The organism is Streptomyces sp. CB02980 (genome assembly GCF_014451325.2).
In the GTDB taxonomy this organism is placed as follows: domain Bacteria; phylum Actinomycetota; class Actinomycetes; order Streptomycetales; family Streptomycetaceae; genus Streptomyces.
In genome coordinates this window covers 57,711-82,412 of sequence record NZ_JACSCH020000006.1, presented here as the reverse complement: position 1 = coordinate 82,412, position 24,702 = coordinate 57,711, and the positions used below count along the sequence as shown (strand labels likewise).

Here is a 24,702-nt window from a genome sequence, read left to right as displayed (position 1 = left end):
GTCCATGGGCCCATTCTCGCCGTCGTGGGTGCGCGAGCCAGTCGTCAGCGCGCGAGCCAGGTGTCGGTGTACGTGTCGATCTCGGCGGCGATCCTGGCCTTCCCGGCCGGGTCGAGGAACGAGGCCTCCACCGCGTTCTTCGCGAGGGCGGCGACACCGCGCTCGTCGAGGCCGAGGAGCCGGGCGGCGACCGCGTACTCGTTGTTGAGGTCGGTGCCGAACATCGGCGGGTCGTCGCTGTTGATCGTGACGAGGACGCCGGCGTCCACCATCTGCCGGATCGGGTGCTCGTCCAGGGTGGCGACGGCCCGGGTGGCGATGTTCGAGGTCGGGCAGACCTCCAGGGCGATGCGGTGCTCGGCCAGGTGGGCGAGGAGCGCCGGGTCCTGGACCGAGCTGGTGCCGTGGCCGATGCGCTCGGCGCCCAGGTCGTTGATCGCGTCCCAGATCGTCTGCGGGCCGGTCGTCTCGCCCGCGTGCGGGACGGAGTGCAGGCCGGCCGCCCGCGCCCGGTCGAAGTACGGCTTGAACTGCGGGCGCGGCACGCCGATCTCCGGGCCGCCGAGGCCGAACGAGACCAGGCCCTCGGGGCGCAGCCCGTCGGTGGTGGCGAGACGGGCGGTCTCCTCGGCGGAGACCAGGCCGGCCTCGCCAGGGATGTCGAAGCACCAGCGCAGGATGGTGCCGAACTCGGCCTCGGCCGCCTTGCGGGCGTCCTCGATGGCCGCCATGAAGGCACGCTCGTCGATGCCCCGGCGGGTGGAGGAGTAGGGGGTGATGGTCAGCTCGGCGTACCGGATGTTCTGCCGGGCCATGTCACGGGCGACCTCGAAGGTCAGCAGCCGGACGTCCTCGGGGGTGCGGACCAGGTCGACGACCGAGAGGTAGACGTCGATGAAGTGCGCGAAGTCGGTGAACGAGAAGTAGTCGGTCAGCGCCTCCGGGTCCGTGGGGACCTTGGAGTCGGGGTGCCGGGCGGCGAGCTCGGCGACGATCCGGGGAGAGGCGGAGCCGACGTGGTGGACGTGCAGCTCTGCCTTGGGCAGGCCCGCGATGAAGGGATGGAGATCGGTCATCCCGTCATCGTAGGCCGGACGGTTACCCCTCAGGGGTGAGGCCGTAGCATGGCGGGACCATGATGGGGGAGGCCCATGTCTGACAACCAAGACCAGTCGCGGGGCGGGTACGACCCGACGGACCCGTGGGCTCCGCCGAACCGCGACGGGGTGGAGCTGAGCAAGCCGGCGACTCCGTCGCCGTCGCCGGTGCACGACCAGCAGACCGTCACGTCCGTTCCGCTGGCGCAGCCCGGTCCCCACGACGTGCCGCCGCCACCGGTCGCACCCGGCGGGCCCGCGGCCACGCCCGGCGCGTACGGCTACCCCGCGGCGGACACGTCCGGCGGATACGGGTACCCGTCGGCGGTGACCCCGCCGCCCGCCCCGACGAGCTCCGGGTACGGCTATCCCGGCTACCCGTCGCCCGGCGGCTACCCCGGCCAGACAGCCGGCTGGCAGCAGTCCCCTTCCAACGGCATGGGGACGGCCTCGATGGTGCTCGGCATCATCGCGGTGGCGGGCTTCTGCCTGTACGGCCTGGGCGCGATCCTCGGCATCCTGGCGCTGATCTTCGGCATCATCGGCATCAAGAAGTGCGGCCGGGGCGAGGCGACGAACCGGGGCATGGCCATCGCGGGCATCGTGCTGGGCGCCATCGGCACCCTGGTCAGCGCCGTCTTCCTGGGCTTCGTGATCTGGGCGGTCAGCCAGGACTCGACGTCCTTCGAGGACTCCGGCTACGACGAGGACCCGTTCGCGTCGAGCCTGGTGGTCGAGAGCGCCGGCCGCTGAACGACCCCTGCGGTCACTCCGGGTGATCCCACCCTGAGCGATCCACGGTCACCCCGGGAGATCCCACGGTCAAGGGCCCCGCACCTCATGAGGTGCGGGGCCCTCGGCGTCCCGCCGGCGCTTCTCACGCGCCCTGGCGCAGCCGCCCCGGCGCTTCTCGCTCGCCCCGGCGCAGCTACCCGACGCTTCTTACGTGCCCTGGCGCAGCCGCCCCGGCGCTTCTCACGCGCCCTGGCGCAGCCGCCCTGGCGCTTCTCGCTCGCCCCGGCGCAGCCACCCGACGCTTCTCACGCGCCCTGGCGCAGCCGCTCCCGTGCCTCCATCAGGGCGAAGCCCAGGAGGTTGTCGCCGCGCCAGCGCGCCGGGTCGTGGGCCCGCGGGTCGTCGGCCGCCAGGCCGATGCCCCAGACGCGGTCCACGGGGCTCGCCTCCACCAGGACCCGGGTGCCGGTGCCGAGGAGATAGGCGCGCAGGGACTCGTCAGAGGAGAACTTGTGGACGCTGCCCTCGACGACGATCCCGAAGCGCTCCCGCGCCCACACCGTCTCGTCGAAGCCGCGGACGAGCCGGCCCGCCTTCTTGGCCTCCGCCGGGGTACGGGCGGACAGCGCGGCGCGCTCCGCCTCGGCGTCCTCGAAGAGCCGGGCCTTGGCCGCCATCATCCAGTGCTCGGCCGTCGCGTACGACACGCCGGCGACCACGAAGGGAGCAGGCCACCACTGGCTGAGACAGCTCGCCGAAAGCCGACCCTCCGGGTGCGGACGGTGACCCCAGAAGTGCAGCCACTTCACACGGTCACCCCGGTTGACCTGCTGTGTCAGTGTCTCGATCGCGCTCATGCACGCGAGTGTGGCATCCGCCACTGACACTTAGTACGGAGATATTCCGGCCGCCTCGACACATGGTCGACCGATTCCGTCGCGTAACCAAAAGGCAACAACGGAATCACTTGTTGGGCCATCATCCCTCTGTCAGGATCGGCACTCAATTCGAGCTGGAACAACGGAGAGCGTCATGGGCAACCGCTTCCAGGTGACGGACCGCTTCGCGGACGGCGCACAGTACATCGGCGGGCGGCTCCGCGCCGGAACCTCCGGTCAGGAACACAGCGTGATCGATCCGGCGACCGGGGAGAGCGTGTACACCTACACGCTCGCCTCCACCGCCGACGTCGACGAGGCCGTCGCCGCCGCCAAGGCCGCCTTCCCCGGCTGGGCCGGCGCCACCCCGGGCGAGCGTTCCGACGCGCTCCACCGCTTCGCCGGCGTCCTTGCCGAGTGGGCCGAGGACCTCGCCCGCGTGGAGTCCCTCCAGTGCGGCAAGCCGCTCAGGCTCACCACCGAGTTCGACGTGCCCGGCACCGTCGACAACACCGCCTTCTTCGCGGGGGCCGCCCGTCACCTCCAGGGCCAGTCCGCCGCCGAGTACAGCGGCGACCACACCTCGTACATCCGCCGCGAACCCATCGGCGTCGTCGGCTCCATCGCCCCCTGGAACTACCCGCTCCAGATGGCCGCCTGGAAGATCCTCCCGGCCATCGCCGCCGGCAACACGGTCGTCCTCAAGCCCGCCGAGCTCACCCCGCTGACCTCCCTGATGTTCGCGCAGGCGGCGAAGGAGGCCGGCATCCCCGACGGCGTGGTCAACATCGTCAACGGCGCAGGGAAGACCGTCGGCGAACACCTCGTCGGTCACCCCGACGTCGTCATGACCTCCTTCACCGGCTCCACCCCCGTCGGCAAGCGGGTCGCCGAGATCGCCACCGCCACCGTGAAGCGCCTCCACCTCGAACTCGGCGGCAAGGCCCCCTTCGTGGTCTTCGACGACGCCGACCTGGAGGCCGCCGCCCACGGTGCCGTCGCCGCCTCCCTCATCAACAGCGGCCAGGACTGCACCGCCGCCACGCGCGCGTACGTCCAGCGCCCGCTCTTCGACGCGTTCGTCGCGCGCGTCGCCGAACTGATGGAGACCGTCCGGCTCGGCGACCCCTTCGACCCGGCCACCGACCTCGGCCCGCTCGTCAGCCACCGCCACCGCGACAGCGTCGCCGCCTTCGTCGAGCGGGCCCGCGGCTACGCCACCGTCGTCACCGGCGGGGAAGCCCCTGGCGGAGACCTCAAGGACGGTGCGTACTATCGTCCGACCCTGATCACCGGCGCCGCGCAGGACAGTGAGGTCGTGCAGTCGGAGCTCTTCGGCCCGGTCCTGGTGGCCCTCCCCTTCGACAGCGACGACGAGGGCATCCGGCTCGCCAACGACACCCCGTACGGCCTGGCCGCCTCGGCCTGGAGCCGGGACGTCTACCGGGCCAACCGCGCCACCCGGGAGATCAAGGCCGGCTGTGTCTGGGTCAACGACCACATCCCGATCATCAGCGAGATGCCCCACGGCGGCACCAAGGCATCGGGCTACGGGAAGGACATGTCGGCGTACTCCTTCGAGGAGTACACGCAGGTCAAGCACGTGATGTTCGACAACACCGCGGTCGCCGCGAAGGACTGGCACCGCACGATCTTCGGGGACCGTCCGTAATCGATATGCGGCTACCGCCGCGAGGCATTCGCCGCCCGACCAGCGGCGCAACCATCCCGAAAGGGCACAGCGCATGGAGCAGTACGAGCCCGACAGCCTCTCCGCCGCGCAGACGGCGGCGATACGTCGCAGCCTGACGAGCGGCCGGGGCGCCCTCACCCGCCGTTCGATGCTGCGCGCGGGCGGTGTCGGCGCGCTCACCGTCGGAGGCCTCGCGTCCCTGAGCGCCTGCGGCATCCCGCCGGCCAAGCGGGAGGGCCAGGGGCCCGCCTCCACCGACGTGTCGGCCAAGGAGAAGACCCTCGCCTTCTCCAACTGGACCGAGTACATGGACGTCAGCGAGGACGAGAAGTCCCGCCCGACCCTGGAGGCGTTCGCGAAGCGCACCGGGATCAAGGTCAAGTACACCGAGGACATCAACGACAACGTCGAGTTCTTCGGCAAGATCAAGCCGCAGCTCGCGGCCGGCCAGGACACCGGCCGCGACCTGATCTGCGTCACCGACTGGCTCGCCGCCCGGATGATCCGGCTCGGCTGGGTCCAGAAGCTCGACTCCTCGAACCTCCCCCACGCGTACGCGAACCTCTCCGCCCAGTTCCGCAGCCCCGACTGGGACCCGGGCCGCGCCTACTCGTACCCGTGGACCGGCATCTCCACGGTCATCGCGTACAACGCCAAGGCGACCGGCGGGAAGAAGGTCGACTCGGTCACCCAGCTCCTCGACGACCCCTCGCTCAAGGGCCGGGTCGGCTTCCTCACCGAGATGCGGGACTCCGTCGGCATGACGCTGCTCGACCTCGGCAAGGACCCGGGCGACTTCACCGACGCCGACTACGACGCGGCGATCGGACGCCTCCAGAAGGGCGTCGACAAGAAGCAGATCCGCCGCTTCACCGGCAACGACTACACCTCCGACCTGGACAAGGGCGACATCGCGGCCTGCCTCGCCTGGGCCGGCGACATCATCCAGCTCCAGGCGGACAACCCGGACATCAAGTTCTCCATCCCGTCGGCCGGTTACATCACCTCCAGCGACAACCTGCTCGTCCCCGCCCAGGCCCGGCACAAGACGAACGCCGAGAAGTTCATCGACTACTACTACGAGCTTCCCGTCGCCGCCCAGCTCGCCGCGTACATCAACTACGTGTGCCCCGTCGACGGGGTGAAGGACGAGCTCGCCAAGATCGACCCCGAACTCGCGAACAACACGCTGATCCTCCCGGACAAGGCCATGGCCAAGAAGTCGCACGCCTTCCGCTCGCTCACCAGCGCGGAGGAGACGGCGTACGAGGAGAAGTTCGCCAAGCTCATCGGCGCCTGAGGCCCCCGTCGTCCACCTCTCTCACTCCCTGGGACCACAACCCATGACTGACAAGACCACCGGCGGCGACGTCCGTCTCACCGGGATCAGCAAGTCGTACGGCTCCTTCACCGCCGTCCACCCGCTCGACCTGACCGTCCCGCAGGGCTCCTTCTTCGCCCTCCTCGGCGCCTCGGGCTGCGGCAAGACCACCACGCTGCGGATGATCGCCGGCCTGGAGGACCCCAGCACCGGCACCGTCTTCCTCGGCGACAAGGACGTCACCGACCTCCCGCCGTACAAGCGGCCGGTCAACACCGTCTTCCAGTCCTACGCGCTCTTCCCGCACATGGACATCACCGAGAACATCGCCTTCGGCCTGCGCCGCCGCGGCATCAAGTCGGTGAAGAAGCAGGTCGACGACATGCTGGAGCTCGTCCAGCTCGGCGACAAGGCCCGGCACAAGCCGCACCAGCTCTCCGGCGGCCAGCAGCAGCGCGTCGCCGTGGCCCGCGCGCTCATCAACCACCCGCAGGTGCTGCTCCTCGACGAGCCGCTCGGCGCCCTCGACCTCAAGCTGCGCCGCCAGATGCAGCTGGAGCTCAAGCGCATCCAGACCGAGGTCGGCATCACCTTCGTGCACGTCACCCACGACCAGGAGGAGGCCATGACGATGGCCGACCAGGTCGCGGTGATGAACGGCGGCCGCGTCGAGCAGCTCGGCGCCCCCGCCGACCTGTACGAGAACCCGAAGACCACCTTCGTCGCCAACTTCCTCGGCACCTCGAACCTGATCGAGGCCGAGGTCGTCGAGACCGGCGCCGACGTGCTCGTCACGGCCGGCGGCGGCAAGCTCCGCGTCCCCGGCGACCGCTGTACCTCCGCCGTCCGCCAGGGCGGCAAGGTGCTCGTGGGCGTCCGCCCCGAGAAGATCTCGCTGACGCACGCCGACGACGCCGGTTCGATAGCCGACGGCCGCAACCGGGTCACCGGCCGGATCGCCGACTCCTCGTTCATCGGCGTCTCCACCCAGTACGTGGTGAACTCGCCGGCCGGCGCGGAGCTCCAGGTGTACGAGCAGAACATCGAGCGGGACACCCGCCTGGTCCCCGGTGCCGAGGTCGTCCTGCACTGGAACCCGGCGCACACCTTCGGGCTCGACGCCGCCCAGGACATCGACGCGGGCGTGGAGACGGTGGAGGACGCCGGATGAGCACCACTACCCTCACGAAGGAGGAGACGGCACCGGTCGAGGAACCGGTTCTGCGCAAGCCCTCCACCCGCAAGCGGCTCGTCCCCTACTGGCTGCTGCTGCCCGGCATCATCTGGCTGCTCGTCTTCTTCGCGCTGCCGATGGTCTACCAGGCCTCGACCTCGGTCCAGACCGGCTCGCTCGAAGCCGGCTTCAAGGTCACCTGGCACTTCCAGACCTACTGGAACGCCTTCCAGGAGTACTGGCCGCAGTTCGTCCGCTCCCTGCTCTACGCCGGGACCGCGACCCTGCTCTGTCTGCTGCTCGGCTACCCGCTCGCGTACCTCATCGCCTTCAAGGCCGGCCGCTGGCGCAATCTGCTCCTCGTCCTCGTCATCGCACCCTTCTTCACCAGCTTCCTCATCCGGACGCTGGCCTGGAAGACGATCCTCGCCGACGACAGCCTCGTCGTCGACGCGCTGAACACGCTGCACGTCCTCGACGTGACCAGCTGGATCGGCTGGACCGAGGGCGACCGCGTCCTCGCCACCCCGATGGCGGTCGTCTGCGGCCTCACGTACAACTTCCTGCCCTTCATGATCCTGCCCCTTTACACCTCCCTGGAGCGGATCGACGGCCGGCTGCACGAGGCCGCGCAGGACCTGTACGCCTCCCCGGCCACCACCTTCCGCAAGGTGACCTTCCCGCTGTCGATGCCCGGCGTCGTCTCCGGCACCCTGCTCACCTTCATCCCGGCGAGCGGCGACTACGTCAACGCCGAACTGCTCGGCTCGACCGACACCAAGATGGTCGGCAACGTCATCCAGTCGCAGTTCCTGCGGGTCCTCGACTACCCGACGGCGGCCGCGCTCTCCTTCATCCTCATGGCGATCGTGCTGGCCATGGTCACCGTCTACATCCGCCGAGCGGGAACGGAGGACCTGGTCTGATGCGTTGGATCCGTCGCAACCTCGTCGTCATCGCGGGCCTGCTCACGCTCGCGTACATGATCCTGCCGAACCTCGTCGTGATGGCGTTCTCCTTCAACAGGCCGAAGGGGCGCTTCAACTACTCCTGGCAGGAGTTCTCGCTCGACGCCTGGAAGGACCCCTGCGGCGTCGCCGACATGTGCGAGTCGCTCTCCCTCTCGCTCCAGCTCGCCGCCTGGGCGACGGTCGGCGCCGTCGTCCTCGGCACGATGATCGCCTTCGCGCTCGTCCGCTACCGCTTCCGGGCCCGCGGCGCGATCAACTCGCTGATCTTCCTGCCGATGGCGATGCCCGAGGTCGTCATGGCCGCCTCGCTGCTCACGCTCTTCCTCAACATGGGCATCGAGCTCGGCTTCTGGACGGTCCTGATCGCCCACATCATGTTCTGTCTGTCGTTCGTGGTGACGGCGGTCAAGGCCCGGGTCATGTCCATGGACCCGCGTCTGGAGGAGGCCGCGCGCGATCTCTACGCGGGACCCACGCAGACCTTCCTGCGCGTCACCCTGCCGATCGCGGCCCCCGGCATCGCCGCCGGCGCCCTGCTCGCCTTCGCGCTCTCGTTCGACGACTTCATCATCACCAACTTCAACGCGGGCTCCACCGTCACCTTCCCCATGTTCGTCTGGGGCTCGGCACAGCGAGGAACCCCCGTTCAGATCAACGTCATCGGCACCGCGATGTTCGTCCTCGCGGTACTGGTGGTCGTGGCCGGGCAAATCATTACGAACCGGCGCAAGAAAACAGCAACGGCCTGAGCAGAACGCAGCTCAGGCACCGAAGGAGTTGGAAACCATGGCCCCAGTCGCCATGCGTCTCGCTGCACAATCTCTCTCCGACGCCCAGCCCGTCCCCTTCTGGCTGGAAGACCCGGGCAAGCCCGGCGCCCTGCCCGCCCTCACCGGCACCGAGAAGTGCGATCTCCTCGTCGTCGGCGGCGGCTACAGCGGACTGTGGACCGCGCTCCTCGCCAAGGAGCGCGACCCCGCCCGGGATGTCGTACTGATCGAAGGCCGCGAGGCGGGCTGGGCCGCCTCGGGCCGCAACGGAGGCTTCTGCGCCGCCTCCCTCACGCACGGCTTCGGCAACGGGCTCGCCCGCTGGCCGGGCGAACTGCCGAAGCTGGAGGAGCTCGGCGAGCGCAACCTCGACGGCATCGAGGAGGCGGTCGCCCGCTACTCCCTGGACTGCGACTTCGAGCGCACCGGAGAGATCGACGTCGCCACCGAGCCGTACCAGCTCGACGAACTCCACGAGATGTACGAGGAGATCGACCGGCTCGGTCTCGCGGACGGCCTGGAACTCCTCGACCAGGACGCCGTCCGGGCCGAGGTCGACTCGCCGACCTTCCTCGGCGGTCTCTGGGACCGCCGCGGCGTCGCCATGCTGAACCCCGCCAAGCTGGCCTGGGGCCTCAAGCGGGCCTGCCTGGACCTGGGCGTACGGATCTACGAGAACACCCCCGGCCTCGACCTCGTCTCCGTCGGCGCCGGCATGGGCGTCCGCACCCCGTACGGCCGTGTCCTCGCCCGCCGGGTCGCCCTCGGCACCAACGTCTTCCCGTCGCTGGTCAAGCGCGTGCGCGCGTACACCGTCCCGGTCTACGACTACGCCCTGATGACCGAGCCGCTCAGCCCCGAGCAGCTCGCCTCCGTCGGCTGGAAGAACCGGCAGGGACTCGGCGACTCCGCCAACCAGTTCCACTACTTCCGGATCACCGCCGACCACCGCATCCTCTGGGGCGGCTACGACGCGGTCTACCCCTTCGGCGGCAAGGTCAGCGCCGAGATGGACCACCGTCCGGAGACCTATCTCAAGCTCGCCGAGCACTTCTTCCGCTGCTTCCCGCAATTGGAGGGGCTGCGCTTCAGCCACGCCTGGGGCGGCGCGATCGACACCTGTTCCCGCTTCTCGGCCTTCTTCGGTACGGCGTACCAGGGCAAGGTGGCGTACGCGGCCGGGTTCACCGGCCTCGGTGTCGGCGCCACCCGCTTCGGCGGCGACGTGATGCTGGACCTGCTCGCGGGGGAGCGGACCGAGCGCACCGCGCTCGAGATGGTCCGCCACAAGCCGCTGCCGTTCCCGCCCGAGCCGATCGCCTGGGCCGGTATCGGCATCACCAAGTGGGCGATGGCGCGCGCCGACGAGAACGGCGGCCGCCGGAACCTGTGGCTGAAGGCGATGGACCGGATGGGCCTCGGCTTCGACAGCTGAGACTCCAGGGCCTCCCGAGGCTCAGCATGTGACCTACATCACAACTGATGGGTAGCTGAAACCGCGTAAGAGCAGCCGCCCGAATCGCTCTCTCCGTACGGACACCGTGTCCACACGGAAGGAGACCGTTGCGATGACTGGTACGGGGGCCTCGGGCGCCAAGAGCGCGGTGGAGTGGCTGGTTTCGGTCGCACCCGATCCCGACGCCTGCCGGTGGGAGTGGGAGCGCAACCCGCACGGGGTCGCGCTGCTGCCCGCCGGCAGGCGCTGGGACGTCCTGATCCTGCCGGCGGAGCTCGGCTATCCCACCCTCGACGTCCTGACCCGCCTGGTGGGCCGGCCGGGCCCGGTCCTCGCCGACTTCGGCGACGCCCGGATGGGCTTCTTCGTCCCGCCGGGCACCGTGACCCGCTGGCTCGGCACCGGGGTGCGCGGCGCGGGCGCCGGGACCTGGATCGTGGTCCCGTACCCGGGCCGGGCGACCGGCGGGGTGCGCTGGCTGGTGGCGCCGGACGGCGCGGGCACCCTCACCGACGCCTCGCTCCTGGAGCTGGCGATGCACGAGGCGGCGGGGCAGATCGGGCGGGCGGGAGGAACCCCGTAGCCCGGGCGGCCCGCACGGGCCACGGCGCGGAGGGGTGTGGTCCGTGCGGTGGGCGGATGGAGGTGGGCCGTGCGGTGGCCGGACCCGAGGGATGCGATTCGTGCGGTGGGCGGACCGGAGGGGTGTGGTCCGTACGGTGGGCGGATCGGTTCGTCCGCCGTGCGGACGTCGGGTACAGAGGTCTTGACCACTTGATTGGTCTGGACCATGCTGTGGCGCGCTCCCACCTCGATTCCCCCATCCCCGGAGGCAGTTGTGGACCGCGCCAGACCTCTCACCCTGCTCCTCGCGGGCGTCCTCGCCGCCGGAGGGCTCGCCGCACTCGGCCCGACCGCCCAGGCCGCCGACGCCGAACTCGCCCGCAACGGCGGCTTCGAGGCCGGCCTCGACGGCTGGACCTGCACCGCCGGCAGCGGCGCCGTCGTCTCCACCCCCACCCACAGCGGTACGAAGGCACTCCAGGCGACCCCCGCCGGCAGCGACAACGCCCGCTGCTCCCAGACCGTCACCGTCAAGCCCAACTCCGCCTACACGCTCAGTGGTTGGGTGCGCGGCAGCTACGTCTACCTCGGTGCCACCGGTACGGGCACCACCGACGTCTCCACCTGGACGGGCTCCGCCCCCGACTGGCAGCGGCTCGCGACCACGTTCACGACGGGCGCCTCGACGACCTCCGTCACGATCTACACCCACGGCTGGTACGGCACCCCCGCCTACCAGGCCGACGACCTCTCCCTCTTCGGCCCCGGCGGCGACCCGGTCCAGCTCCCGGCCGCCCCCACCGGCCTCGCGGCGGGCTCCCCGACCTCCACCACCGTCCCGCTGACCTGGTCCGCGGTCTCCGGCGCCACCTCCTACAACGTCTACCGGGGGACCACCAAGGTCCAGACGGTCGGCGGCACCTCGGCCACCGTCACCGGACTCACCGCCTCCACCGCGTACACCTTCCAGGTCAGCGCCGTGAACAGCGCGGGAGAGTCCCCGAAGTCGGCCACCGTGAGCGCGACGACGACCAGCGGCGGCAACCCGGGCAACCCCGGCCTGCCCGCGCACGCCCTCGTCGGCTACCTCCACGCCAGCTTCGCCAACGGCTCCGGCTACACCCGGATGGCCGACGTCCCCGCCTCCTGGGACGTCATCAACCTCGCCTTCGGCGAGCCGACCTCGGTGACCTCGGGCGACATCCGCTTCAGCCTGTGCCCGGCGACGGAGTGCCCGAATGTCGAGTCGGTCGCCGACTTCAAGGCGGCCGTCAAGGCCAAGCAGGCCGCCGGCAAGAAGGTCCTGATCTCGATCGGCGGCCAGAACGGCCAGGTGCAGCTCTCCACCACCGCCGCCCGTGACACGTTCGTCTCCTCCGTCTCGAAGATCATCGACGAGTACGGCCTCGACGGCCTCGACATCGACTTCGAGGGCCACTCGCTGTCCCTCCAGACCGGCGACACCGACTTCCGGAACCCGACCAGCCCGGTCATCGTCAACCTGATCCAGGCGGTCAAGACCCTCAAGGCCAAGTACGGCCAGAACTTCGTCCTGACCATGGCCCCGGAGACCTTCTTCGTCCAGCTCGGCTACCAGTACTACGGCTCCGGTCCCTGGGGCGGCCAGGACCCGCGCGCGGGCGCCTACCTGCCGGTCATCCACGCCCTGCGCGACGACCTCACCCTGCTGCACGTCCAGGACTACAACTCGGGCTCCATCATGGGCCTCGACAACCAGTACCACTCGATGGGCGGCGCCGACTTCCACATCGCGATGACCGACATGCTGCTCACCGGCTTCCCGGTCGCGGGCAACACCGACCGCGTCTTCCCGGCCCTCCGCCCCGAACAGGTCGCGATCGGCCTCCCGGCCTCCACCCAGGCGGGCAACGGCCACACGGCCCCGGCCGAGGTGAACAAGGCCCTGGACTGCCTGACCAGGAAGACCAACTGCGGCACCTACCAGACCCACGGCACCTGGCCGGCCCTGCGCGGCCTGATGACCTGGTCGATCAACTGGGACCGTTACAACCAGTGGCAGTTCTCGAACAACTTCGACGCGTACAACTGGAGCTGACCGCCAGGATCAGCAGCGAGAGGCAGAGACTGGCCAGCACGTCGAGCGGCCAGTGGAAGCCCCGCAGCACCAGACCGGTCCCCGTCACCGCCGTCAGCACGGCGGCGACGGGGATCAGGCGTTTCGAGACCAGGAAGGCCGCGCCGAAGTAGGCGACCGTCGCCGTGGCCGTGTGGCCCGACGGGTAGTAGCCGTGCGCCCAGGGCTCCAGCGGGCCGGGGCGGGCCGTCCACTCCTTGAGGGGGATCACGAGCAGGGGGACGACGGCCATGGCGAGACCCGCGTACAGGGCGGCGAGCCGTCGGCCGCGCCACACCGCGTACGCCATCGCGCAGGCGAGGACGGGGAGGGCGACGGTCATGTTGCCGAGGTCGGCGGCGAGTTCGGAGAGGGGGCGGGGGACCGAGTCCACCACGGCCCGGGACACCCGCTCGTCGAGCCTGGCCAAGGGGCCGTGGACGAGCACCTGCCAGGTCACGACGGCGAGGGCGACGAGCGCCGAGAAGAGAGCCGGCCGCCCTGGAACAGGGGGGGTGGTTCCAGAGCGGCCGAGAGGATCGGATCGCCGCACGCCCCGGGGGGTGTGGGGCGGGCGGCCGTCCGATCGGTGAGGAGTTCCGGAGCACGAGGCTCCAGGGGTGTGCGCGACGGCACGGTGTGGGCGGGGCTGGGGAGGCTCCGCCCGGGGTGTTTCTCTCATCTGCAGAAACCGTACGTCAGAGAAGGGGGGACCGACAGCCGGAAACGCGTCCCGCCATCGGCCCCCCACACAGTCTTCACACGGAGTGTCAGATCCGAGGTCGGATCCGAACTCCGGTCCGAACTCTTGCCCGAACTCCGGCTCGTGTCCGGATCTGCCGCGGGCCCGCCGCCGGATCGACGGTCGGGCCCGCTGTCAGACCTGCTTCCGGACCTGCTGTCAGATCTGCTGTCAGATCTGGGCGAACGCGTTCTCGATGACGTCGAGGCCCTCGTTCAGCAGGTCCTCGCCCATGACCAGCGGCGGGAGGAAGCGCAGCACGTTGCCGTAGGTGCCACAGGTCAGGACCAGCACGCCCTCGGCGTGGCAGGCCTTCGCCAGCGCGGCGGCGGCCTCCGCGTACGGCTCCTTGGTCTCGCGGTCCTTGACCAGCTCGATGGCGATCATGGCGCCGCGGCCGCGGATGTCACCGATGGCCGGGAACTTCTCCTGCATGGCGGTGAGGCGGGCCTTCATGACCTCCTCGATGCGCCGGGCCTTGGCGTTGAGGTCGAGCTCCTTCATCGTCTCGATGGAGCCCAGCGCGCCGGCGCAGGCCACCGGGTTGCCGCCGTAGGTGCCGCCCAGACCGCCACCGTGGACGGAGTCCATGATCTCGGCGCGGCCGGTGACGGCGGCGAGCGGCAGACCGCCCGCGATGCCCTTGGCGGTGGTGATGAGGTCCGGGACGATGCCCTCGTCCTCGCACGCGAACCACTGGCCGGTACGGCAGAAGCCGGACTGGATCTCGTCGGCGACGAAGACGATGCCGTTGTCGTTGGCGAACTTCACGAGCGCCGGCAGGAAGCCCTTGGCCGGCTCGATGAAGCCGCCCTCGCCGAGGACCGGCTCGATGATGATCGCGGCGACGTTGTCGGCGCCGATCTGCTTGGTGATGTTGTCGATCGCCTGGGCGGCGGCCTCGGGGCCGCAGTTCTCCGGGCCGGTGGGCCAGCGGTAGCCGTAGGCCACCGGCACGCGGTAGACCTCGGGCGCGAACGGACCGAAGCCCTGCTTGTACGGCATGTTCTTCGACGTCAGCGCCATCGTGAGGTTCGTACGGCCGTGGTAGCCGTGGTCGAAGACGACGACGGCCTGGCGCTTGGTGTACGAACGGGCGATCTTGACCGCGTTCTCGACGGCCTCGGCGCCGGAGTTGAACAGCGCGGACTTCTTGGCGTGGTCGCCCGGGGTCAGCTCGGCGAGCGCCTCGCAGACCTCCACGTAACCTTCGTACGGCGTCACCATGAAACAGGTGTGGGTGAAGTCCTGGAGCTGCGCGGAGGCGCGGCGCACGACGGCCTCGGCGGAGGCGCCGACCGAGGTCACGGCGATGCCGGAACCGAAGTCGATCAGGCGGTTGCCGTCGACGTCCTCGATGATGCCGCCACCGGCCCGCTTGGTGAAGACGGGGAGCGTGGAGCCCACGCCACCGGCGACCGTGTCGAGACGGCGGGCCTGAAGCTCCTGCGACTTCGGACCGGGGATGGCGGTGACGATGCGCCGCTCCTGCGGGACAGCGTTCATGCGGGGCTCCTGGGGGTGTTCTGGACGCACTTGCGGGTTTCCTCCGCAGGCTAGGCGCGGGGGAGGGGTGGGGGCATGCGCCGATCGGGAGTGGTGGGGGGTGTGTCGTTGTCCGGGATGGACAGGGCGGGGGTGGGGCGGGGCGAGGGGGAGCCCTGGGACGTGTCGTGGCCAGGACTTGGTGGACTCTGGCCCGGACCAGCCGCCGCAAGCCGGGGTCTCGGCCGTACGGGTGGTCGAATCCCCTCCCGGGGGCTCCAGGCCCACTAGATTGACGGTGGCACAGACGCGGCGACCTGGCTGGTCAGGGGGCAGGGGTTCATGGAGACCGATGGCACGTACGAGTCACGCGACACCAAGGGGGGCGCGGTGCCGCCGGTGAGGGCAACCGCCCCCGAGGTGCCCCCCGCTCGAAGGGTCGGCCCGAGACTCGGACCGCCGCCGCCGAGCGTCCCGCCTCTGCCGTCCCGGGCCCCTGCGCAGGCCGCGGCGCCGGCTTCCTCGCCCGTCGTCGAGTGGCTGGACGCTCCGCGCCCGAAGGCGGGTCTCGGTGTCTGGCGGCTTCGGCATGTTCCGCCGCCTGCGGAGGTCACGAGCATCAGGCCCATCACCTTGCTCGGGATGTTGATCCCTCTGATGGTCGGACTGTTCATCTGGTTGGCCTACCGCAATGACAACTTGCCGTACGCGGCCTTCGTGATGCGGACCTTCACTCCGAACGACTGGTGGAGCGGCCTTGGCGCCACGGCGAAGGACTGGCAAGGCGTCGCAGTCCACACGATCTTCGACGCTGTCGTCTTCTTCGGCCTCGTGTGGGTGGTCGGCGTCCTCGGCTCCTGGGGCAGGATCGTCCGCTACTACCTCGATCGGCGCCGTCCGCCGGTGCGCGCCGCGCTCGCGGGTGTGGGGGCCCTCATCGGTCTGGCAGCCGTCTTGCCCGAGGCCCTTCACCTCGGCTGGTCGGCGGTACCGGTCGTCAACCCGATCCTCTACCTCATCGCCCTTGTCACCGGCGGCTGGCACATCGCCGGTTCGCCGTTCGTCATCTACGCCGTGTACGTACTGAGCGCGGCGCTGGTCGTCTGGCCGTGTGCGCGGGTCGGCGACTGGGAGAGCCTTTTCCGGCGATGGCGTTCCGGGGGCGCCCCCGGCGCCGCCCCGGCCCCCACCCCTCCGAGCAGCCCGGGAATCCCCCGCTCGCAATGGCCCGAGCTGCGGGCCGTGGGTGAGCACCGAGCTGCGGACATGCTCACCGGTGAACTGGCCGGCGGGCGGATGAACGACGTCGACTGCGCACGGGTGCGCCGCCTCTGGGAGGCCGGTGATCGGGATGCCGTCCGCCCGGCCGCCTTCGTCGATGTGCTCCTCCGCCAGGGCGCCGCTGCCAGCGCGCACCCGTCGGGCGACCGCGATCTGCCGAACCGTTCGGCTTCCCACGACCTGCTCCTGGGCCAGGTTCGAGTGGGCAAGTGGGTGGCCGCCGAGCGCGGCTCACGTGACTATCACGGCGCGGGTCTCGCGCTCGATCCCGAGCTCCTCGGTACCTCACTCCTGGCGGTCGGCCCTTCCGGAGCGGGCAAGACCCGCTCCCTGGTCGCGCCCGTGGTCGAGTCGCTGTGCCTCCAGGCCCTCACCGGTGCCTGCGCCGTCGTCGCTGTCGGCTCGGCCGGAACCCGGCTCGGCCCCGACGGGGCGTATGACGTCGTGATCCGGCTCGGCGACCCCGCCTCCCGGTACGACCTGGACCTGTACGCCGGAGCCACCGACCCGGACGAGGCAGCCGCTTGCCTGGCCGAAGGGCTGGTCGGTGACATGGAGGGCATGGAGACGCGACGAGCCGCGACCGTGCTCGCCCAGATCCTGGGCCCGTACCGGGTCGCCTACGGGCGCTTCCCGACCGTGCCTGTCCTGCGGGAGCTGCTCGAGGCCCGCCCTGAGACCTTGCAGGCGCTGCTCGACCTGCTGCCGGCCGACGGCGCGCAGGCGATGCGCCGCGAGCTGGAGTCCCGGCTCCGCCAGGTCGGCACCACGAACGACCTGGGCCCCGTGCTCGCCGATCGGCTTGCGGCCCTCGACCGGCCCGCCTTCGCAGAGTTCTTCGGCGGAGGGGAAGAAGCGAGGTCCTTCTCTCTGCGGGCCGTCGCCCAGCATCCGATTCGGGTGCGGGTCAGCCTGCCGGACGGTGGCCATGAGGAGGCGGAGCGCCTGCTCAATCGGCTGTTGCTCGCCCAGTTCCAGCACATCACACGAGGACGTGCGGGACGGGGGAACTTCGCGTGTCTGGTGCTCGACGACGCGGCGGGCGCGGTCACGCCCGGCACGCTGCGGGCTCTTCAGCGGCTGCGCACGCAGAACGCGGGTGTCGTGCTGGCCCTCCGCACCCTCGCAGAGGTGCCTGAGGCACTGCACGGGCCGCTCCTCGCGATCGTCGGCTGCCGGATGGCCTTCTATGGGCTCCCCACCTGGGACGGGAGGGCCTTCGCCGAGGCATGGGGCACCGAACGCGTGGAGATGACCGAGGTGGCCCATCACACCGTCTTCGCCGATCAGCCGATGACCAGGGCCATCCACGCCCTGCGCAAGCTGGTGACGGGCAAGGCCGTGACCACCGAGGCCGTCACCGTACGAGAGGTGGAGCGGCAGCGCTGGTCCGCCTCGGACCTCGCTCACGCCGTACCTCCCGGCCATGCCGTCCTCTCTCTGAGCCATGTGCGCGGCGAGCAGGTGCCGCCCATGCTCGTCGACCTGCGAGGCTGAGCGGCCACCCCGCCGCCCTGGCACAATCGGGGTCGCCGCTCGGCTGAGCGGCGACCCCTCGCTCAAAGGTCCGACGGTCCCCAATGCCGCCCACCCTCGCCTCCCTCGTCCAGCACTCCTCCCTGAAGCTCGTCGTCCGGGCGGGGGAGGACCGTCTGGACACCCCCGTCCGCTGGGCGCACGTCAGCGAGCTCACCGACCCCGTCCCGTACATGGAGGGCGGCGAGCTGCTCCTCACCACCGCGCTCACCCTCGACGCGGAGGACCTGGAGGCGATGCGCCGCTACGTGCGGCGGCTGCTCGGTGCGGGGGTCGTCGGGCTCGGCTTCGCCGTCGGCGTCAACTACGACGAGATCCCGCCCGCCCTGCTCGACGCCGCCCGCGACGAGCACCTGCCCCTCCTCGAAGTACCGCGCCGCACCCCCTTCCTCGCCATCAGCAAGGCCGTGTCCGCGGCCATCTCCGCCGACCAGTACCGCGCCGTCACGGCCGGCTTCGAGGCCCAGCGCGAGCTGACCCGCGCCGCGCTCGCCGAAGGCCCCGAGGCCGTCGTCGCCCGGCTCGCCGCCCATGTCGACGGCTGGGCAGCGCTCTACGACACCTCCGGCACCGTCGTCGCCGTCTCGCCCGACTGGGCGGCACGCCGGGCCGCCCGCCTCACCCCCGACGTCGAGCGGCTGCGCGACCGGCCCGCGCCCGCCAGTGCCGTCGTCGGCGGTACGGACGACCGCGTCGAGCTCCAGTCGCTCGGCACCGGACGGCGCGTCCGCGGCGCCCTCGCCGTCGGCACCGGCGCACCCCTCGGGACGGCCGAGCGGTACGCGGTGCACTCGGCGATCGCCCTGCTCACCCTCACGACGGAACGCTCCCGCTCGCTCCAGGCCGCCGAACAGCGGCTCGGTGGCGCGGTCCTGAAGATGATGCTCGCGGGCCAGCCGGACCACGCGCGCGCGGTGGCCGGTGAGGTGTACGGCGGGCTGCTCGACGCCCCCTTCCGCCTCCTCGTCGCCGAATCCGCCGGAGGCGACCCCACCGGCGAACCGGCGCTCCAGGTCCTCGCCGAGGCCCTGGAGTCGGCGGCCGCGCGCGCGGGTGAGGCGGTGCTCACCGTCCCCGAGAGCGAACAGCGGCTCGTCGTCCTCGCCGGCGACGCGGGCGCGGTCGTCGCCGCCTGCGAGGGGTACGCCGAACGGGACGCCGAGGACGCCGGCCTCACCATCGGCCTCTCGGCCCCCGCCGGCCCGATCACCGCCGCCGCCGCGTACAAGCAGGCGGAACAGGCCCTCTCGGTGGCGAGGCGGCGCGGCAAGGCGCTCGTCGAGCACGAGGACCTCGCGGCGGGCTCGGTCCTGCCGCTCCTCGCCGACGACGCCGTCCGCGCCTTCGCCGACGGGATGCTCCGCGCCCTGCGGGACCACGACGCGACGGGCCGCGGTGACCTCGTCGCCTCGCTGCGTGCCTGGCTCTCCCGGCACGGCCAGTGGGACGCGGCCGCGGCCGACCTGGGCGTCCACCGGCACACCCTGCGCTACCGGATGCGGCGGGTGGAGGAGATCCTCGGCCGCTCGCTCGACGACCCGGACGTACGGATGGAGCTGTGGCTGGCGCTGAAGGCGACGGGGGAGGGCGGCGCGGAGTAGCGGGAGCGGGACCGGTGGTCGTCGGTCTCCCGCCGCGCGTCGTCCGGGTTCGGCCCCCGCCGCCGCCCCCGCCGCCCCTTGGCGTCCCCGCCCGTTGTCGCAGGGAACCTTGGCGTTCCCGCCCCGTTGTCGCAGGGCCCTAGTTGTCGCCGCCGCCGTCGTCCCCGCCACCCCCGACGCGCCTCCGTCGGTTGCCGTTGCGCACCATGCTCCCGAGCACCAGGGTCACGGCGGCGACCCCTCGCACCCAGCGGGGCCCGCCCCGCGCGGCCCACACCACGCAGACGCACCCTCCGATCGCGAGCACCAGGACGCCGGTCAACGCGAGCACGATCATGCGAGTCCCCCTGTCTGTCGTCTCCCTCCACCGCTTCCGCGATGGGGTCCGGACATCCTGTCATTCCCCGAAAACGGTCTTCACCCGCCCACGTATCGGCCTCCGCCTGCCCGAATACGGGCAATTCTCTTGGTCATCGAGCCTTTTACTCCTTACTCTCCTGCTCATGACAAGCCCCGCCGTCGATCCGGCCCCCGAGGCACCCCAGGCCGCTCCCGAGCCCGATTCCCGTACCCCCGCGCGGGCGACCGCGACCGCCGGGACCACCGGCGCCGCCACCGCCGCGGCCGCCACCACCGTCCCGGCCCGCCGGATCACCGGGGCCGTATGGGCGGCGCTCGGCATCGTGTACGTCGTCTGGGGCTCCACGTACCTCGGCATCCGGATCGCCGTCGAGACGATGCCGCCGTTCCTCTCCTCCGGCGTCCGCTTCGTCACCGCGGGGCTGCTCCTCGCCGGGATCATCGCCTGGCGCCAGGGTCCCGCCGCCCTCAAGGTCGACCGGCGGCAGCTCGCGTCGGCCGTCCTCGTCGGTCTGCTCCTGATCCTCGGCGGCAACGCCCTCGTCGTCCTCGCCGAGACCTCCATACCCTCCGGCCTGGCCGCCCTCCTCATCTCCGTCGTCCCGGCCTGGGTCGTGATCCTGAAGTCCGTCACCGGGCAGCGTCCGAGTGCCGGCGGGCTCGCCGGAGTGCTCCTGGGGCTCGTGGGGCTCGCCGTGCTCACCCTGCCGGGGATCAGCGGCGAGGTGAAGGTCGGCGGGGTCGTCCTCGTCGTGGTCGCGACCCTGCTGTGGTCCGTCGGGTCGTTCTCCTCCGCGCGCCTCCCGATGCCCGCGAACCCCTTCACCGCCAGTGCGTACGAGATGATCGCGGGCGGTCTCGCCGGCATGGCCCTCGGGCTGTTCCGGGGCGAGCACCACGGCCTCGACCTGGCCGAGATCTCGACCCGGTCGTGGGTCGCGCTCGCCTATCTGATCGTCTTCGGCTCGCTGATCGCCTTCACCGCGTACGCGTGGCTCCTACAGGCCGCACCGCTCTCGCTCGTCGCCACCTACGCGTACGTGAACCCCGTCGTCGCGGTCGCCCTCGGCGCCCTCGTCCTGAACGAGGCGCTGTCGTGGCCCATCGTCCTCGGCGGCGCGATCGTCGTCGGCGGCGTCTGTCTCATCGTCTCGACGGAACGGCGCGGATGACCGGCGTCCTCCGGTGCGGCGCCTCCTGAACGTTCCCGTCCCGCGAGGCGACACCCTCTCTTCGGCCAATTCGGACAGAGGTTCCGACCCATCACTCCACACCGGACAAGCCCACGCCCGCCGCCCCGGCCCTAACGTGTCACGAGAGCAATCGCTCGCACCCCCCGATACGGAAAGGGCCGGGACGCAATGACGACCACCCACGCCTTCTGGCTCGCCGGCCGCGAGGCCACCGGCGAGGCCACCTTCGACGTCACGAACTCCTTCGACGGACGTCTGGTCGGCAAGGTCAGCGTGCCCACCGAGGCCCAGGTCGAGGAGGCCGTCGCCGCCGCGCACGCCGTCGTCGACGAGTTCGCCGCGACCCCGGCGCACGTCCGCGCCGCCGCCCTCGACCACGTGTCGAAGCGGCTCGCCGAGCGCACCGAGGAGATCGCCCTGGTGATCTCCGCCGAGAACGGCAAGCCCATCAAGTGGGCCCGCGGCGAGGTCGGCCGTGCCGTCTCCGTCTTCCGTTTCGCCGCCGAGGAGGCCCGCCGCTGGAACGCCGGCGAGGCCCAGCGCCTGGACACCGAGGCCGGTGGCGCGGGCCGCCTCGCGCTGACCCGCCGTATCCCCAAGGGTGTCGTCCTCGGCATCGCGCCGTTCAACTTCCCGCTGAACCTCAGCGCGCACAAGGTCGCCCCGGCCATCGCCGTCGGCGCCCCGATCATCCTCAAGCCGGCGCCCTCGACCCCGATCTCCTCCCTGATCCTGGGCGAGATCCTGGCCGAGACCGACCTGCCGGCCGGCTCCTGGTCGATCCTGACCGTGCCGAACGACCGCATGCCCGCCCTCGTCAAGGACGAGCGCCTCCCGGTCATCTCCTTCACCGGCTCCGACACGGTCGGCTACGCCATCCAGCAGTCGGTGCCCCACAAGCACTGCACCCTGGAGCTCGGCGGCAACGCCGCGGCCGTCGTCCTCCCCGACTGGTCCTCCGAGGAGGACCTGGACTGGGCGGCGAGCCGTATCGCCACCTTCTCCAACTACCAGGGCGGCCAGTCCTGCATCTCCGTCCAGCGCGTGATCGTCGACTCCTCCGTCCACGACCGCCTGCTGCCGAAGATCGTCGCCGCCGTCGAGGCGCAGGTCACCGGTGACCCGTCCGACGCCGCCACCGACGTCGGCCCGCTGGTCGACGAGGCCGCCGCGAAGCGCGTCGAGTCCTGGGTGGACGAGGCCGTCGCCGCCGGCGCCAAGCTCCTCGCGGGCGGCAAGCGCGAGGGCGCGACCTACGCCCCGACCGTCCTCACCGAGCTCCCGGCGGACGTCACGCTGGCCCGCGCCGAGGTCTTCGGCCCGGTCCTGACCATCACCGAGGTCGACGGCGAGGCCGAGGCCTTCGCCGCGGTCAACGACTCCGACTTCGGCCTCCAGGCCGGTGTCTTCACCCACGACCTCCAGGCCGCCTTCCGCGCCCACCGCGCCCTCGAGGTCGGCGGCGTGATCGTCGGCGACGTCCCCTCGTACCGCGCCGACCAGATGCCGTACGGCGGCGCCAAGCGCTCCGGCGTCGGCCGTGAGGGCGTCAAGTACGCGATGGACGACTACACCTACGAGCGCGTCCTCGTCCTGACGGGCCTCGCCCTCTAGTCGGACGGCGCGCGGCGTACCTCGTACGGCGCACGTCCACGAGACCAGGCGGTCCGAACCCACTGTGCGGGGGTTCGGGCCGCCTTTCGCCGTACGGCCGGGGCTCCGGCCGGTCTCCCGCCTGTCCGGACCCGCGGAAATCGGGTACGACGGACAGTGAGACCGAGGAGGTGTCCATGTCCGCCCCCACCCAGCGGCCCAAGGTCACCGCACACGAGGCCCGGCAGACCGCCGAGGCCGCACGTGAGCGGGACTGGCACAAGCCGAGCTTCGCCAAGGAGCTGTTCCTCGGCCGGTTCCGGCTCGACCTCGTCCATCCCCATCCGCTCCCCGCCGAGGAGGACGCCCGGCGCGGCGAGGCCTTCCTGGCCACCCTGCGCGCGTTCTGCGAGACCCGGATCGACGGCGCCCGCATCGAGCGCGAGGCCCGCATCCCCGACGAGACGCTCGCCGGGCTCAAGGAGCTCGGCGCGCTCGGCATGAAGATCGACCGGAAGTACGGCGGTCTCGGCCTCACCCAGCTGTACTACAACCGGGCCCTCGCACTCGTCGGCTCCGCGAGCCCCGCGGTCGGCGCCCTGCTCTCCGCGCATCAGTCGATCGGCGTACCGCAGCCGCTGAAACTCTTCGGCACCCAGGAGCAGAAGGACGCCTTCCTGCCCCGGCTGGCCCGTACGGACATCTCCGCGTTCCTGCTGACCGAGCCGGACGTCGGCTCCGACCCGGCGCGGCTGGCCACGACGGCCGTACCCGACGGGGACACGTACGTCCTCGACGGCGTGAAGCTCTGGACCACCAACGGCGTCATCGCCGACCTGCTCGTCGTCATGGCCCGGGTGCCCGCCTCGGACGGGCGTCCCGGCGGCATCACCGCCTTCGTCGTCGAGGCCGGCTCGCCCGGCATCACCGTCGAGCACCGCAACGCCTTCATGGGCCTGCGCGGCCTAGAGAACGGCGTCACCCGCTTCCACGGCGTCCGGGTCCCCGCCGAGAACCGCATCGGCCCCGAGGGCGCCGGCCTCAAGATCGCCCTCACCACCCTCAACACCGGCCGGCTCTCGCTACCCGCCGCCTGCGCGGGCGCCGGGAAGTGGTGCCTGAAGATCGCCCGCGAGTGGGCGGGCGTCCGCGAGCAGTGGGGCGGGCCGGTCGGCCGGCACGAGGCCGTCGGCACCAAGATCTCCTTCATCGCGGCCACCACCTTCGCCCTGGAGGCGGTCGTCGACCTCGCCTCCCAGATGGCCGACGAGGACCGCAACGACATCCGCATCGAGGCCGCCCTCGCGAAGCTGTACGGCTCCGAGATGGCTTGGCTCATCGCCGACGAACTCGTCCAGATCCGGGGCGGTCGCGGCTACGAGACCGCCGACTCGCTCGCCGCCCGCGGCGAACGCGCCGTCCCCGCCGAGCAGGTCCTGCGCGATCTGCGGATCAACCGGATCTTCGAGGGCTCGACCGAGATCATGCACCTGCTGATCGCCCGCGAGGCCGTCGACGCCCATCTCTCCGTCGCGGGGGACCTCATCGACCCCGGGAAGTCGCTCGGCGACAAGGCGAAGGCCGGTGCGCGGGCGGGCGGCTTCTACGCCCGCTGGTTGCCGGGACTCGTGGCGGGTCCGGGGCAACTGCCGGGCTCGTACGGTGAGTTCGGCGAGCTGGCGGTGCATCTGCGCTATGTGGAGCGAACCTCCCGCAAGCTCGCCCGCTCCACCTTCTACGCGATGTCCCGCTGGCAGGGCCGGATGGAGCTCAAGCAGGCCTTCCTCGGCCGGATCGTCGACATCGGCGCGGAACTCTTCGCGATGAGCGCGGCCTGCGTGCGGGCCGAGCTGCTGCGCACCACCGGCGACCACGGCCGGGAGGCGCAGCAGCTCGCGGACGCGTTCTGCCGGCAGGCCCGGCTGCGGATCGAGGAACTGTTCGGACGCCTCTGGTCCAACACCGACGACCTCGACCGACGAGTCGCCGACGGTGTGCTCACCGGCCGGTACACCTGGCTGGAGGAGGGCATCGTCGACCCGGGCGACGACGGCCCCTGGATCGCGGACGCCACCCCCGGCCCGTCGGCCGAGGAGAACGTCCACCGCCGCGTCCCCTGACCGCCTTCCGCGGCGGAACGGCTCGTGGCCCTTTCGC

19 protein-coding genes are annotated in these 24,702 nt (G+C 71.2%); 14 read left to right on the top strand and 5 right to left on the bottom strand.

Features of this window, described 5'->3' with window-relative positions; translation table 11 throughout:
- Nucleotides 1-44: 44 nt before the first annotated feature.
- Nucleotides 45-1,076, bottom strand: coding sequence for an adenosine deaminase (locus E0F75_RS14815; RefSeq protein ID WP_187623008.1), 1,032 nt, complete (start codon nt 1,074-1,076; stop codon nt 45-47).
- 75 nt (nt 1,077-1,151) lie between these two features.
- Between E0F75_RS14815 and E0F75_RS14810 the strand changes: the two genes are divergently transcribed.
- Nucleotides 1,152-1,850, top strand: a complete 699-nt coding sequence (locus E0F75_RS14810; protein WP_187623007.1) for a DUF4190 domain-containing protein — start codon at nt 1,152-1,154, stop codon at nt 1,848-1,850.
- Nucleotides 1,851-2,137: 287 nt separating this feature from the next.
- Here the strand turns inward: E0F75_RS14810 and E0F75_RS14805 are convergent, their stop codons facing one another.
- Nucleotides 2,138-2,689 carry an NADAR family protein gene (locus tag E0F75_RS14805; RefSeq protein ID WP_187623006.1) on the bottom strand — a complete coding sequence of 184 codons (552 nt, stop codon included), beginning with the start codon at nt 2,687-2,689 and terminating at the stop codon, nt 2,138-2,140.
- A gap of 175 nt (nt 2,690-2,864) precedes the next feature.
- Here E0F75_RS14805 and E0F75_RS14800 point away from each other — a divergent pair, with 175 nt between their 5' ends.
- The 8 genes from E0F75_RS14800 to E0F75_RS14765 all read left to right on the top strand — a co-directional run bounded on the left by E0F75_RS14800 (nt 2,865) and on the right by E0F75_RS14765 (nt 12,736).
- Nucleotides 2,865-4,382, top strand: coding sequence for a gamma-aminobutyraldehyde dehydrogenase (locus E0F75_RS14800; RefSeq protein WP_187623005.1), 1,518 nt, complete (start codon nt 2,865-2,867; stop codon nt 4,380-4,382).
- 73 nt (nt 4,383-4,455) lie between these two features.
- Nucleotides 4,456-5,703: a PotD/PotF family extracellular solute-binding protein gene (locus E0F75_RS14795; protein ID WP_187623004.1), complete on the top strand. Its 1,248-nt coding sequence runs from the start codon at nt 4,456-4,458 to the stop codon at nt 5,701-5,703.
- Between the two features lie 43 nt (nt 5,704-5,746).
- Nucleotides 5,747-6,895, top strand: a complete 1,149-nt coding sequence (locus tag E0F75_RS14790) for an ABC transporter ATP-binding protein (RefSeq protein ID WP_187623003.1) — start codon at nt 5,747-5,749, stop codon at nt 6,893-6,895.
- A complete protein-coding gene (locus tag E0F75_RS14785; protein WP_187623002.1) occupies nt 6,892-7,824 on the top strand; it encodes an ABC transporter permease in 933 nt (310 codons plus the stop codon). Before E0F75_RS14790 ends, E0F75_RS14785 begins: the two co-directional genes overlap by 4 nt.
- Nucleotides 7,824-8,618, top strand: a complete 795-nt coding sequence (locus E0F75_RS14780; protein WP_187623001.1) for an ABC transporter permease — start codon at nt 7,824-7,826, stop codon at nt 8,616-8,618. The genes E0F75_RS14785 and E0F75_RS14780 overlap by 1 nt, the downstream gene beginning before the upstream one ends.
- Before the next feature lie 37 nt (nt 8,619-8,655).
- A complete protein-coding gene (locus tag E0F75_RS14775; protein ID WP_187623000.1) occupies nt 8,656-10,074 on the top strand; it encodes an FAD-binding oxidoreductase in 1,419 nt (472 codons plus the stop codon).
- 133 nt (nt 10,075-10,207) lie between these two features.
- Nucleotides 10,208-10,678: a hypothetical protein gene (locus E0F75_RS14770; RefSeq protein WP_187622999.1), complete on the top strand. Its 471-nt coding sequence runs from the start codon at nt 10,208-10,210 to the stop codon at nt 10,676-10,678.
- 255 nt (nt 10,679-10,933) lie between these two features.
- Nucleotides 10,934-12,736 carry a chitinase gene (locus tag E0F75_RS14765; protein ID WP_187622998.1) on the top strand — a complete coding sequence of 601 codons (1,803 nt, stop codon included), beginning with the start codon at nt 10,934-10,936 and terminating at the stop codon, nt 12,734-12,736.
- Here E0F75_RS14765 and E0F75_RS14760 read toward each other — a convergent pair.
- Both E0F75_RS14760 and gabT read right to left on the bottom strand, forming a co-directional pair.
- Complete coding sequence (locus E0F75_RS14760) at nt 12,672-13,436, bottom strand: phosphatase PAP2 family protein (RefSeq protein ID WP_194480898.1); 765 nt, start codon at nt 13,434-13,436, stop codon at nt 12,672-12,674. The genes E0F75_RS14765 and E0F75_RS14760 overlap by 65 nt on opposite strands.
- 231 nt (nt 13,437-13,667) lie before the next feature.
- Nucleotides 13,668-15,002 carry a 4-aminobutyrate--2-oxoglutarate transaminase gene (gabT, locus tag E0F75_RS14755; protein WP_187622996.1) on the bottom strand — a complete coding sequence of 445 codons (1,335 nt, stop codon included), beginning with the start codon at nt 15,000-15,002 and terminating at the stop codon, nt 13,668-13,670.
- 321 nt (nt 15,003-15,323) lie between these two features.
- Here gabT and E0F75_RS14750 point away from each other — a divergent pair, with 321 nt between their 5' ends.
- Both E0F75_RS14750 and E0F75_RS14745 read left to right on the top strand, forming a co-directional pair.
- Nucleotides 15,324-17,759, top strand: a complete 2,436-nt coding sequence (locus E0F75_RS14750) for an ATP/GTP-binding protein (protein ID WP_187622995.1) — start codon at nt 15,324-15,326, stop codon at nt 17,757-17,759.
- Nucleotides 17,760-17,842: 83 nt separating this feature from the next.
- On the top strand, nt 17,843-19,399 hold the full coding sequence (locus E0F75_RS14745; RefSeq protein WP_187622994.1) for a PucR family transcriptional regulator: 1,557 nt from the start codon (nt 17,843-17,845) through the stop codon (nt 19,397-19,399).
- Between the two features lie 139 nt (nt 19,400-19,538).
- Here E0F75_RS14745 and E0F75_RS14740 read toward each other — a convergent pair whose 3' ends face one another.
- On the bottom strand, nt 19,539-19,736 hold the full coding sequence (locus tag E0F75_RS14740; protein WP_187622993.1) for a hypothetical protein: 198 nt from the start codon (nt 19,734-19,736) through the stop codon (nt 19,539-19,541).
- Between the two features lie 166 nt (nt 19,737-19,902).
- Here E0F75_RS14740 and E0F75_RS14735 point away from each other — a divergent pair, with 166 nt between their 5' ends.
- The 3 genes from E0F75_RS14735 (at nt 19,903) to E0F75_RS14725 (ending at nt 24,665) form a co-directional block, all read left to right on the top strand.
- Nucleotides 19,903-20,931 carry an EamA family transporter gene (locus E0F75_RS14735; RefSeq protein ID WP_194480894.1) on the top strand — a complete coding sequence of 343 codons (1,029 nt, stop codon included), beginning with the start codon at nt 19,903-19,905 and terminating at the stop codon, nt 20,929-20,931.
- Nucleotides 20,932-21,120: 189 nt separating this feature from the next.
- Nucleotides 21,121-22,566, top strand: a complete 1,446-nt coding sequence (locus E0F75_RS14730) for an aldehyde dehydrogenase family protein (RefSeq protein WP_187622992.1) — start codon at nt 21,121-21,123, stop codon at nt 22,564-22,566.
- Between the two features lie 176 nt (nt 22,567-22,742).
- Nucleotides 22,743-24,665: an acyl-CoA dehydrogenase family protein gene (locus E0F75_RS14725; RefSeq protein ID WP_187622991.1), complete on the top strand. Its 1,923-nt coding sequence runs from the start codon at nt 22,743-22,745 to the stop codon at nt 24,663-24,665.
- The last annotated feature ends 37 nt before the right edge of the window (nt 24,666-24,702 follow it).

What these genes read in the sequence shown, in the direction of transcription:
- E0F75_RS14725 (WP_187622991.1), top strand. Translation starts at nt 22,743, where the DNA reads ATGTCCGCCCCCACCCAGCGGCCCAAGGTCACCGCACACGAGGCCCGG.
- E0F75_RS14735 (WP_194480894.1), top strand. Translation starts at nt 19,903, where the DNA reads ATGACAAGCCCCGCCGTCGATCCGGCCCCCGAGGCACCCCAGGCCGCT.
- E0F75_RS14730 (WP_187622992.1), top strand. Translation starts at nt 21,121, where the DNA reads ATGACGACCACCCACGCCTTCTGGCTCGCCGGCCGCGAGGCCACCGGC.
- gabT (WP_187622996.1), bottom strand. Translation starts at nt 15,002, where the DNA reads ATGAACGCTGTCCCGCAGGAGCGGCGCATCGTCACCGCCATCCCCGGT.
- E0F75_RS14740 (WP_187622993.1), bottom strand. Translation starts at nt 19,736, where the DNA reads ATGATCGTGCTCGCGTTGACCGGCGTCCTGGTGCTCGCGATCGGAGGG.
- E0F75_RS14790 (WP_187623003.1), top strand. Translation starts at nt 5,747, where the DNA reads ATGACTGACAAGACCACCGGCGGCGACGTCCGTCTCACCGGGATCAGC.
- E0F75_RS14785 (WP_187623002.1), top strand. Translation starts at nt 6,892, where the DNA reads ATGAGCACCACTACCCTCACGAAGGAGGAGACGGCACCGGTCGAGGAA.
- E0F75_RS14800 (WP_187623005.1), top strand. Translation starts at nt 2,865, where the DNA reads ATGGGCAACCGCTTCCAGGTGACGGACCGCTTCGCGGACGGCGCACAG.
- E0F75_RS14775 (WP_187623000.1), top strand. Translation starts at nt 8,656, where the DNA reads ATGGCCCCAGTCGCCATGCGTCTCGCTGCACAATCTCTCTCCGACGCC.
- E0F75_RS14810 (WP_187623007.1), top strand. Translation starts at nt 1,152, where the DNA reads ATGTCTGACAACCAAGACCAGTCGCGGGGCGGGTACGACCCGACGGAC.
- E0F75_RS14760 (WP_194480898.1), bottom strand. Translation starts at nt 13,436, where the DNA reads ATGAGAGAAACACCCCGGGCGGAGCCTCCCCAGCCCCGCCCACACCGT.
- E0F75_RS14805 (WP_187623006.1), bottom strand. Translation starts at nt 2,689, where the DNA reads ATGAGCGCGATCGAGACACTGACACAGCAGGTCAACCGGGGTGACCGT.
- E0F75_RS14815 (WP_187623008.1), bottom strand. Translation starts at nt 1,076, where the DNA reads ATGACCGATCTCCATCCCTTCATCGCGGGCCTGCCCAAGGCAGAGCTG.
- E0F75_RS14745 (WP_187622994.1), top strand. Translation starts at nt 17,843, where the DNA reads ATGCCGCCCACCCTCGCCTCCCTCGTCCAGCACTCCTCCCTGAAGCTC.
- E0F75_RS14780 (WP_187623001.1), top strand. Translation starts at nt 7,824, where the DNA reads ATGCGTTGGATCCGTCGCAACCTCGTCGTCATCGCGGGCCTGCTCACG.
- E0F75_RS14770 (WP_187622999.1), top strand. Translation starts at nt 10,208, where the DNA reads ATGACTGGTACGGGGGCCTCGGGCGCCAAGAGCGCGGTGGAGTGGCTG.
- E0F75_RS14750 (WP_187622995.1), top strand. Translation starts at nt 15,324, where the DNA reads ATGGAGACCGATGGCACGTACGAGTCACGCGACACCAAGGGGGGCGCG.
- E0F75_RS14795 (WP_187623004.1), top strand. Translation starts at nt 4,456, where the DNA reads ATGGAGCAGTACGAGCCCGACAGCCTCTCCGCCGCGCAGACGGCGGCG.